Below are 10,041 nucleotides of genomic sequence, written 5' to 3'. Positions count from 1 at the left end.
ATTCATACCTCACTCAAAATGAGTCCATCAGACTACACACTTCAGTTAGCTAGCAGAGAGAAGCCAACCAGACTTAGAGAATAGATAGGGTGTTTGTGATTTGGGGAGGGGGACAGTAAGGATACAGTCAAAGGTATGGGTTTTGTTTTATGGGGGGGATATAGCTCGGGTTTAGAAGAATGGTATTTTATTACAGAAAAATTATTGAAAAATTATTGAGAATGATAAGGAGTTTGTGATAGAATACTAACAGTGATTGATCCAGTAAAAAACCACGAAATCAATCAACTGTTCGCCCAAATAGCTCAATTGGTAGAGCAGCTGTTTTGTAAACAGCCGGTTAGCGGTTCGAGTCCGCTTTTGGGCTCCAGATTGTTCCAGAATTCAATCATTGAAACTTTAACTATGTCTAAGACACCACCTATTAATCAGTCTCATGCAACCTCTTAGCTTCGCATCACTTTCTCGTTTAGACATGATTAAAGCAGCTCAAGCTAGCAGCTACATCATCTCAGGTCTGATATCTCAGGACTTACTGGAGACTGCTAATCAGCTGGCTAGTAGCTGGGGTATCGAGGGCCCTAATCTAAGAATAATCAATCCCGAATCTGACAAGCTCAAAATCAGTATTACTCAAATCAAGCAGTTCAAAGCTGACCGTCAGCACAAGGCTTACTCTGGCGAATTAACTATTATTGAACATCCTGACAAGCTTAGCCCGGAAGCCTCAAATGCCTTACTAAAAGAGCTTGAAGAGCCTGGAGAATATAAATATACTTTACTTCTTGCCCAAAACCCTAGCAAACTTCTCTCGACTATTCGGTCTCGTTTGCCCCAAATAAGCTTGAGCTATCAACACAAATTCACTCAGTCACCAAATCCATACACTTATCTATCTATTATTGACCGTCTCAAGCTAGTTGAACAATCTACATCTAAGTCCCAGATAGAAGCCCTTACTCTATCCATTAGCGCCGAATTATCAGAATCTCTTTCCAGCTCACCGCAAGACCTTTCGACAAAGGCAGAAGATTGGTATCAGACACTCCTTGAAGTCTATCAGGACTTAACTGTCAATCTCAATGCCAAGTTGCTTCTAACTAGACTATCAATTATTGATCCACTACTATGAATCTCTCAATAATACTGATCCTTATCCTCTTCCTAACCTTGATCTACTATCTAAAAAATCAACTATATAACTTCAATACCAGCGACTTTGTCAAGTCAATGATTGACAAAGTCGAAACCAGGAACTCCGTATTCAGCAAGACCCTACTAAGAGCCGACCGACTATTTGATGAAAAAGACTATCGCAAGGCTGAACAATTCTACCTCAAAGCCCTCAGTCTCAATGATAAAAACGCCCATTGTTTCAATCGCTTAGGAGTAATCTACAATCGGCATGGCCATCACCAGGATGCCCTAATTAGCTTCGAGCATGCAGTCAAGCTAAACCCATCTGGAAATAATTATCACAATCTAGGGCTGACTCAGCTGACTTTGCATAATTTTCATGATGCGATAACTAGCCTCAATGCTGCCCTCGAGGATCAAAAAAAGCCAAGTATCTATCTAGCAATAGCCAAAGCTCATAACTCCCTCAATGATATGCCTAGTTTGATTGGTATTCTCGAAACTGCAATCGAAGAATTTCCTGATAGTTTGAACCTACACAATTTGCTACTTGAAAACTATCAATCCCAGTCTGAGACCAAGAAGGCTACAGCTCTCAAAGCCAAGATCAAGAAGCTCAAGGGCTAGGTCTATCCAACTTCCACTACCGGCTATGTCCCAATGGCAAAATAACAAAAATACCTGTAAAGAACCCACTTTTTACAACCCACAATGATGCTTTGCAATATACAACAACCCAACAAAACCCAAGGCAATACAGATTGGTTTAACTACACTAAAAAATATAAAGGCATCCAACCTGCCTATAGTGGGACAACGTTGGAAGAATCCATCAATAGCTCAATGATACTTTGTCTAGTATCTATCTCAATATCAGTCAATTCAGTTCTACTTTTACCACACATAGCTTGAGAACCGTTGACTATATAGTATCTTCCATCTTCCATCTTGTAGGCATTACTTTTAATAAGCTGACCAGACGGATCAATCACTTCGGTATCTGGATAAAACTCTTCCAGCTCAGCCTGATCATTGAATATAGTTATACTACCCAATCTTTTGCAACTATTATGTCCTTCTACATCCTGCATTGAATAGTCCTCGACCTCAGCTTGATTCAAAAACGACTTAAGTGTCAAGTAGGCTACACCATCAGGCCTTGTCCCCGGATAGACATTATAGATTAGATCTTCAGTCTGATCATCCAATTTGATCTTTACTCCTAGCTCTGGGATCTCCAGAAACCTTTGGTCTGCCATAACTATGCTGGCGTCCGACTGATCCTCAGCCTGCTGATTAGTAGACGGAGAAGTGCTTTGACTAGGTGGCTCTTGATGATTACCTTGATCCTTTAAGTATATCCCACCTAATACAGCCATTATGGTTATCATTATTAGGCTAAAAGTTATTTTTAAAGTTGTGGATTTTTTCATAACCTTATTCTAATCTATGTAAGTACAAAACAAAACTAATTTTATCTATGGCTAAGCTGGATTAAAGATAAAATACAATTACCCCACCAAACCCCTAACTTCCCTCATCAACTGTGTTAAAATACTAATAAGTTACCAAAAACCATACAATATTAACCTTTGGTAATTGTGGAGGAATCTATGCAAGTATTATTTGTCCTAATCGCAATCATTGTTTTGATAGTTGGCTGGATTATTGCCACCTACAATAGTCTTGTCACTGCTCGCAACCGAGTGGAGGAAGCTTTGAGTGACATCACAGTTCAGCTCAAGAGACGCTTTGACTTGATCCCAAATCTAGTAGAAACCGTCAAGGGTTATGCCAAGCATGAGCAAGAAACGCTCGAGAAGGTTATAGTGGCTCGCAACCAAGCCATGCAGACTGATCCTAACGATATTCAAGCTAGTACTCAGGCTGACAATGCCTTGAGTGCTACTCTCAAGAGTATTTTTGCTTTGTCTGAGAGTTACCCAGATCTCAAGGCCAATCAAAACTTTCTAGATCTCCAGAATGAGTTGACTGATGCCGAAAATAAAATCCAGGCTTCTAGACGCTTTTACAATAACAATGTTCGAGTCTACACCACCAAGACCCAAACTTTTCCTACCAATATAATTGCTGATCAACTTCACTTCAAGAGCTACAATTATTATGAGGTAGAAAATCAAGCCGAAGTAGAGAAGCCAGTTGAGGTCAAGTTTTAGGGCAGTGCAAGCTCCAATATATCATCAAATTGCCAGCAACAAACGTAAAACGTGGCTACTGATCATTGGCTTTATTATCTTACTTAGTGCGATTAGCTATGGTCTCTACCTTTATTATGGGGATCCTTCAATTATCGTGACTGGAACAATTTTCTCTATAATCTATAGCTATATCAGCTATAGAGGATCCGCTAAGCTAGCCTTGTCTGTCAATCATGCTAGACCGATAGAGAAATCAGATGCCCCAGAGATCTACCGGATGGTAGAAAATCTGACTATTACAGCTGGCTTACCGATGCCAAAAGTTTACATCATCAACGATCCAGCTCTCAATGCCTTTGCCACAGGTCGAGACCCCGAACATGCCCATATCGCAATGACTACCGGCATCATTAATGCTTTAGATCAAACCGAACTCGAAGGCGTAATTGGCCACGAACTCTCCCATATCAAGAATTACGACATCCGAATCATGACAATTATCATTGCTCTCGTCGGGATTATCTCCCTCTTAACCAATTGGGTGACCAGACTAAATCTTTTTGGCAGAGACGATGACAACCGCTCCAGCAATCCAATTGGGCTAGTCCTTATGATCGCTGGACTAGTCATTGCCCCAATAGTTGCAAATCTAATCAAGCTGGCCATCTCCCGCAAGCGGGAGTATCTAGCCGACGCCTCATCAGCTATGCTTACTCGTTATCCAGAAGGTCTTGCCAGTGCTCTTGAGAAAATATCAGGCCATTCTCAGTTGTCCCAAGCTAGTCCAAGCTCCGCTCATCTCTTTATTGCCAATCCACTCAAGTCTACCAATCTAGCTCGACTATTCTCGACCCATCCACCGATTGATCAAAGAATTAAGATACTAAGGTCAATGGATCAATGAGTCTGGTCAAAATTAGTTACTCTAGAATGTTCCGATCTCTAAAATTTAGCTGGTTGCCAATTCTAGCTATTACGATCATTAGCTATCTTGCCAACGGCGACACTAGCGTCGGTATCATCAATCTTTATCTCGTGTTTTCAGTTTCTTGGCTAGTTCTAAATATTGACTCTGTTGACCCTAGTGCCAAATGGTCTCAGGCAATGCGCAAGGCCAATACAACCTTTTTGAGCTATCTGGCGAGCTTAATTATCAGCTTGGCTATTAGCCTCCCTTGGCTTTATCTGATTATCTTTAGCTCATTAATTGCTACTCAAGTAGGAAGTAATATTTTACTTTTGGTACTAGGGATTATTATTATCTTGATCGGGGTCTATATTTTAATCAGATTTAGTCTGACCTTTGTCCTAGTGCTCAAACTTGACCTACCGGTATTCAAGGCTCTCAATCAAAGTTGGTCTCTGCTTTCAGGTAAAATAATCTTAAAAGCTATCCCTTACTATCTAATAGTCACCCTGATAAGCTTGCTACTACTTACACCCTTCTTGATCTTTCCAGGTCTAGGACTATTTCTGACCACCCTAGTAACAGTATTGATTGCTATGCTACTTATAGAAACTAGCTACCTAATCTATTGTAAATTAATCCCAGAGAAGTTAAAATAGATACTATGAAGCTTAGCAATCTAGCTCGTACAATCTTGATTTCAGGTTTAGCTATTATATTTCTTCTTTCCCCAATCCAGATTTTTGCTGACCAGTTACAAGACCAGATTAATGCACTAGATGCTCAGATCAACCAAAGACAAGAGACACTCAACCAATTACGAGACAAACAAGATACTCTAGAGGATAAGTTGGCTCTTCTTGATGCTGAGATCGATTATGCCAGAGTTAGTATAGCTGATACCAAAGCGAAGCTTAGTCAAACCGAAACTGAAATCCAAACAATCAATGAAGATCTTCAGGATCAGAAAGTATTGCTCAGTCAAAACTTTCGACTCTTATATCAAGAGAACCAGGTCAAAACACTAGAGCTTTTGGTTAGTAGCTCTAGTCTGAGTGACTTTGTCAACAGGCAAGAATATATCTCCAAGATTGGAGAGAAGATCGATGCTAGTATTGCAGACATTAAGTCTCTGAAAGATCAACTTGAGCAAGAATACAAAAATCAACAACAGTTAGCAGCCGCTCAACAAGCTCAGGCTGACAATCTAGCAGCACAGATTGCTGAGCAACAACGTATCCTGAGCGTTACCAATGGTGAAGAAGCAAAATATCAGGATCTAATAGCTCAAGACCAAGAGAAAAGAGTTGAATTAGAAGCCCAGCAAGCAGCTGCTATTGCTGCAGCTTCCCAACAAATCACTTATACTGGAGGGGATGGCTCCTATCCTTGGTCTGGTGTTAGCTTTCCAAGTTTTCAATCAGATCCTTGGGGATTTTACTTGCGTCAATGCACCAGCTATGCAGCCTGGAAAAGGGCAACTATCGGTAAAGCAATTCCGGCTTGGGGAACAATGGGCCCTGCTGATGCTAAGAATTGGGTAGGCTGGGCAAATAGTTTTGGCTATAGCGTTGACCAAAACCCTCAGTATGGTGACGTTGCGGTTTATCAGGGTGGAGTCTATGGGCATGTTGGGATTGTCGAAGAAGTTCTTGATGGTGGCAACTCTGTCAGGATTAGTGAGTACAATGCTCAATTCGATGGCCAATTCTCCTATAGTGTCTGGCCTGCCAGTAGTTTAATGTTTATACACTAGGGCAAAAATCTTTGACCAAGCCTATTACATTTATAGCTGGCATTGTCCTGGGGGTTAGCCTAGCTTATTTCAATCTACCTCTGACCCCCAAAGATTCAAAACTTAGCACAGCAATGGAGCAAGAATTTCAACCAATATTTGAAACCCTAACACTGATTCAAGATAAATATGCTAGAGATTATGACATTGCTAAGCTGGTTGACTCAGCCAACAAGGGACTAGTTGCTGGACTAGGGGATGATTTCAGCTATCAACTCAATGCTGAAGAGTTTTCTCAACTTGAAGCTAGCCTAAATAGTACTTTTAGTGGCGTTGGTATCCGCCTAGACCAGACAGAGGGTAAGACTTTTGTTGTAACCCCGATCAAAGATTCCCCAGCTCTAGCTGCTGGAATCAAAGCTGGTGATCAAATTCTCAAAGTCGATGATCAGGATATTGCTGATCAGCCCCTAGACCTGATTATTAGCAAAATTACTGGACCAGTTGATAGCTATGTCACCCTTGATGTTATGAGGGGCGAGGAGCCACTCCAATTCAAAATCCAGCGCAAAGAGATCATCGCCCCATCCACCAATCTTGAATACAAGAATGATGTAGCAATCCTAGATATTGATCAGTTTGCTAGAAATACAGCAGATGAAGTGGCTGATTATCTTGCTGAGCCTGAATTGCAATCCAGCAAAGAGCTGATCATTGATCTCAGGAACAATCCTGGTGGCTATCTAGATAGTGTAGTCACTATTGCTGACTATTTTCTCGATTCTGGGACTATCTATTCGCAAAAAGGAAAGCAAGCAGAGCATAGTGAATCAGCCGACAAGGAGATCTTGGTGCCGTCTGAACTAAAGATTGTAGTACTTATCGACAAGAATAGTGCTTCAGCTGCCGAAATCCTTGCAGGGGCTCTCAAGGATAATCATCGAGCTACACTCATAGGTCAAAAGACCTATGGCAAGGGAAGTGTTCAAGAGTTAATTGATGTCGATCAAGATAATTACTTGAGACTGACCACAGCCCTCTGGTACACCCCAGATGGCATCAATATCGACCATGAAGGAATTACCCCAGATACTACCCTAGAATCAGACCAGGATAGTCTGGAATATTCTCTAAATAACTAAAATGTCTCCAGAATTAACCGAATACCCAGGTGCACTTCGACCAGAAAATGTTGGCTTAGGCATGTATTCTCTTGATCCCGACTAGGCCAACGGACTTTTTTCATCCCAGAGAGGACCCAAGGCTTATTATGGAACTATTTCAAAAAATCACTGAATATCTCTAAAATTTACCCGATACTTTGCGATCTATCCTAAATAGCCCAGGAGGGAGCATGGATTTTAAGCTACAGGCAATTGATCGAATAGGAGCATTAACTGAACAAGAGAAATTAGAACTACTCTCTACAGCTATACCCCTCTTTAGCTTATCACCATTCCATGAGTCATCTGACCCTGAGGAATACACTGATTTTAAGAAAACGGGATCTGCTATAGTAATTCATCCTAAAAATCACGAATCCTCAGCTAGGATAATACCGGCATATTCTTTTGCTTAGTGGTTCAAAGACTGTACTGTGGCCTACCGATGAAGAGAGGCTGGGTTTGACTATATACCAATCGAACTAATTGTTATTGTCGCGGACAGTCCGCAGGATATCCAATCTGGTGAGATAGAAAAAGTCGCGGACAGTCCGCGACTACATGGCCATGCATATGATGTGGTATCGGCTTAGAGATAAGTTTTAATCCTAGCTTATTGTGGTACCTTAGGGTGGTGTACTTTATGAGGTGTTGCATTGACGCTTGTTTTTTGCTATAGTTAATATCCAGTAGACCGAAGACCGTAGTGGTGAAAGCTTAAAAATACTACGCAGGGATTAGAAAGACTTCTTATTCAACTGTCGGTCTCGACAGTTTTTTATTTTTAGGAAGGAAATAATGGCAAAGAACAAAGCTAAGAAAAGTCAAGCATTAGAATTAGTAACCCAATTACTGAATGAGAGAAAATACCTATTTTCAATAGTTTACAAGGGTCTTGATGCTGAGGCAATTGAGGTAGTCCGCAAAGAACTAAGGAGTCAAGATATTAGCTTGACTGTCAGCAAAAATACCTTGACTCGTAAAGCCTTAGCCGACGCTAAGGTCAATCCAGAATCCATCAATCAGCTTCTTAGTGGTCAGGTAGCCCTAGTATTTGGTCAGGATGGAGTAGAGGTTGCCAAATCACTCAAAGAACTTCACAAGACATATCCTCAGCTTGAAGTAACAGCCGGACTCGAAGACAATACTACTTTACTCACTCCCGAACAAGTTACAATTCTTGCCGATCTACCTAGCAAAGAACAACTCTTAGCACAATTGGCCGCTACAATCGCTGCACCTCTGACTGGTACAGTCCGGACCCTTGCTGGAAACCTTTCTGGTCTAGTGAATGTTCTAAATAACTTAAGTCAAAAAACTAATTAATAATAAGGAGAATAAAATGGCTGAAGAAACATCAACCAACCCAAAATTTGATACTATTATAGATCAAATTGCAAATCTAAGTGCTCTAGAACTTTCAGAATTAGTGAAAGCCCTAGAAGAGAAGTTTGGCGTAAGTGCCCAAGCCCCAGTAATGGCTATGGGTGCAATGCCTGCAGCAGCTGGAGAAACAGCTGGAGAAGAGAAGAGTGAATTTGAGGTAGTCCTGACTAGTGTTGGAGATAAGAAAATCAATGTAATTAAAGCTGTTCGTGAAATCACTGGCTTGGGGTTAGCCGAAAGTAAAGCTCTAGTAGAAGCTGCTCCTAAGACCCTCAAGGAAGCTGTCAAGAAAGAGGAAGCTGAAGAAATTAAAGCAAAATTGACTGAAGCTGGTGCTAGCGTTGAGCTTAAATAACTAGCTTGACTTGCTTAACACCCAGATTAGTGATATTATTGGGGTGTTCTTAATAAATAATAAATGATGACAAATAAGAAAAATTCAGACGAAATAAGCCAATTACTTGAACAGATTAAAGCTGCCCAGGATATGATTACCAATGCTCAAGTCCAGTTATCTAGTCTAGGCTATCAATCTAGTATCCAGCCTGACTCTGATCAAGAATCAGCTACAGGCAAGGTAATTCACGGAGTATTTGATGGACAAAATATGCTGGGAGACAACCAAAAGCTCTATCCAGTTCCAGCAAATTATGCCTCAAAATCCAAGCTTGTCGAGGGGGACACTCTGAAGCTTACGATTGAAGCAAACGGCAACTTTATCTACAAGCAAATTGGTCCTATTGATAGGGTTAAAGCAGTAGGTAAGTTGGTACTAGATGACAACCAGTATTATGTTGAGACTGAGGACAATAGATATCGAGTGCTCTATGCAAGCGTATCTTATTTCAAGGCTGTAGCTGGAGATGAGCTTAGTATCATTTTGCCCAAAGATAGTACAAATAAGCCTCGTTGGGCTGCAGTAGAAGCAGTAATTGCTTAGAGCAGGCCTTTTAAGTCAACATTTCGGAGGGTTTTATGAAATCAAGGATTAACGATGTCGCCTGACCAGACTTCTGATTTTTTAATCAGAATCTTTATTCAGGGACTTTTGAGCTTTACAATTGCTATTTGTCTGACTCCAATTTATACCTATTTCGCCTACCGCTATAAACTTTGGAAGAAACCACGACAAACTTCATCTACTGGTGAAACTGCTTCACTATTTATTAGTCTTCATGCTGAAAAACACAAAAGGAATATCCCGACTATGGCAGGGATTATTATTATTCTTTCCGTAGTATTATCTACTGTATTGTCAGATAATCTCTCAAGATCCCAGACTTGGCTACCAATCTTTGGTCTCGTTGCTGCCGGAGCAGTAGGTGCTACTGATGACCTAATAAATCTAAGTAGGTTCAAAGCTGAGGGTCTCAAAATTACTGCCAAATTCTTGAGTGTCTTAGTGATCGCTGTTTTGGCAGGATTATATTTTTATCTAAAGCTTGACTATAGCTCGATCTCAATCCCATTGCTTGGCTCTCATGATTTAGGCTGGATGATTATACCACTATTTGCCATAGTAGTAGTTTCTAGTGCCAATGCTGTCAATATCAG

13 protein-coding genes and 1 tRNA gene are annotated in these 10,041 nt (G+C 40.8%); 13 read left to right on the top strand and 1 reads right to left on the bottom strand.

Features of this window, described 5'->3' with window-relative positions:
* Positions 1 to 294 precede the first annotated feature (294 nt).
* From KA531_03770 to KA531_03760, 3 genes are all read left to right on the top strand, one after another.
* Positions 295 to 370, top strand: a tRNA-Thr gene (locus tag KA531_03770).
* A gap of 105 nt (positions 371 to 475) precedes the next feature.
* Complete coding sequence (locus KA531_03765; protein ID MBP6005987.1) at positions 476 to 1,132, top strand: hypothetical protein; 657 nt, start codon at positions 476 to 478, stop codon at positions 1,130 to 1,132.
* A 98-nt stretch (positions 1,133 to 1,230) separates the two neighbouring features.
* Positions 1,231 to 1,764, top strand: a complete 534-nt coding sequence (locus KA531_03760; protein MBP6005986.1) for a tetratricopeptide repeat protein — start codon at positions 1,231 to 1,233, stop codon at positions 1,762 to 1,764.
* A gap of 176 nt (positions 1,765 to 1,940) precedes the next feature.
* Here KA531_03760 and KA531_03755 read toward each other — a convergent pair whose 3' ends face one another.
* Complete coding sequence (locus KA531_03755; protein ID MBP6005985.1) at positions 1,941 to 2,570, bottom strand: hypothetical protein; 630 nt, start codon at positions 2,568 to 2,570, stop codon at positions 1,941 to 1,943.
* A gap of 180 nt (positions 2,571 to 2,750) precedes the next feature.
* On the opposite strand from KA531_03755, the gene KA531_03750 reads away from it, so the two are divergent.
* The 10 genes from KA531_03750 to KA531_03705 form a co-directional block, all read left to right on the top strand.
* Positions 2,751 to 3,314, top strand: coding sequence for a LemA family protein (locus KA531_03750; GenBank protein ID MBP6005984.1), 564 nt, complete (start codon positions 2,751 to 2,753; stop codon positions 3,312 to 3,314).
* A 16-nt stretch (positions 3,315 to 3,330) separates the two neighbouring features.
* Positions 3,331 to 4,200 (top strand): zinc metalloprotease HtpX, encoded by an 870-nt coding sequence (htpX, locus tag KA531_03745; protein ID MBP6005983.1) that lies wholly within the window; start codon positions 3,331 to 3,333, stop codon positions 4,198 to 4,200.
* A complete protein-coding gene (locus tag KA531_03740) occupies positions 4,197 to 4,862 on the top strand; it encodes a hypothetical protein (GenBank protein MBP6005982.1) in 666 nt (221 codons plus the stop codon). Before htpX ends, KA531_03740 begins: the two co-directional genes overlap by 4 nt.
* Before the next feature lie 5 nt (positions 4,863 to 4,867).
* Entirely contained in the window at positions 4,868 to 5,959 is a 1,092-nt protein-coding gene (locus KA531_03735) for a CHAP domain-containing protein (protein ID MBP6005981.1), read from the top strand.
* Positions 5,960 to 5,970: 11 nt separating this feature from the next.
* Positions 5,971 to 7,080, top strand: coding sequence for a S41 family peptidase (locus KA531_03730; protein MBP6005980.1), 1,110 nt, complete (start codon positions 5,971 to 5,973; stop codon positions 7,078 to 7,080).
* 212 nt (positions 7,081 to 7,292) lie between these two features.
* On the top strand, positions 7,293 to 7,517 hold the full coding sequence (locus tag KA531_03725) for a hypothetical protein (GenBank protein MBP6005979.1): 225 nt from the start codon (positions 7,293 to 7,295) through the stop codon (positions 7,515 to 7,517).
* A gap of 382 nt (positions 7,518 to 7,899) precedes the next feature.
* Positions 7,900 to 8,427 carry a 50S ribosomal protein L10 gene (locus KA531_03720; protein MBP6005978.1) on the top strand — a complete coding sequence of 176 codons (528 nt, stop codon included), beginning with the start codon at positions 7,900 to 7,902 and terminating at the stop codon, positions 8,425 to 8,427.
* A 16-nt stretch (positions 8,428 to 8,443) separates the two neighbouring features.
* Positions 8,444 to 8,842 carry a 50S ribosomal protein L7/L12 gene (gene rplL / locus KA531_03715; protein MBP6005977.1) on the top strand — a complete coding sequence of 133 codons (399 nt, stop codon included), beginning with the start codon at positions 8,444 to 8,446 and terminating at the stop codon, positions 8,840 to 8,842.
* A gap of 93 nt (positions 8,843 to 8,935) precedes the next feature.
* Positions 8,936 to 9,427, top strand: a complete 492-nt coding sequence (locus tag KA531_03710) for a hypothetical protein (GenBank protein ID MBP6005976.1) — start codon at positions 8,936 to 8,938, stop codon at positions 9,425 to 9,427.
* A gap of 54 nt (positions 9,428 to 9,481) precedes the next feature.
* A partial coding sequence (locus KA531_03705) for a hypothetical protein (GenBank protein MBP6005975.1) occupies positions 9,482 to 10,041 on the top strand: 560 nt, incomplete at its 3' end.

Source organism: Candidatus Saccharibacteria bacterium, from assembly GCA_017983775.1.
Classification (GTDB): domain Bacteria; phylum Patescibacteriota; class Saccharimonadia; order JAGOAT01; family JAGOAT01; genus JAGOAT01.
Note: the sequence above shows the minus strand (reverse complement) of the source record. Positions and strands in the feature narration are given on the sequence as shown.

Bases quoted from the DNA above. Each gene is read 5' to 3' on its own strand.
- KA531_03765 (MBP6005987.1), top strand. From the start codon at position 476: ATGATTAAAGCAGCTCAAGCTAGCAGCTACATCATCTCAGGTCTGATA.
- KA531_03760 (MBP6005986.1), top strand. From the start codon at position 1,231: ATGATTGACAAAGTCGAAACCAGGAACTCCGTATTCAGCAAGACCCTA.
- KA531_03755 (MBP6005985.1), bottom strand. From the start codon at position 2,570: ATGAAAAAATCCACAACTTTAAAAATAACTTTTAGCCTAATAATGATA.
- KA531_03750 (MBP6005984.1), top strand. From the start codon at position 2,751: ATGCAAGTATTATTTGTCCTAATCGCAATCATTGTTTTGATAGTTGGC.
- KA531_03740 (MBP6005982.1), top strand. From the start codon at position 4,197: ATGAGTCTGGTCAAAATTAGTTACTCTAGAATGTTCCGATCTCTAAAA.
- KA531_03735 (MBP6005981.1), top strand. From the start codon at position 4,868: ATGAAGCTTAGCAATCTAGCTCGTACAATCTTGATTTCAGGTTTAGCT.
- KA531_03725 (MBP6005979.1), top strand. From the start codon at position 7,293: ATGGATTTTAAGCTACAGGCAATTGATCGAATAGGAGCATTAACTGAA.
- KA531_03720 (MBP6005978.1), top strand. From the start codon at position 7,900: ATGGCAAAGAACAAAGCTAAGAAAAGTCAAGCATTAGAATTAGTAACC.
- rplL (MBP6005977.1), top strand. From the start codon at position 8,444: ATGGCTGAAGAAACATCAACCAACCCAAAATTTGATACTATTATAGAT.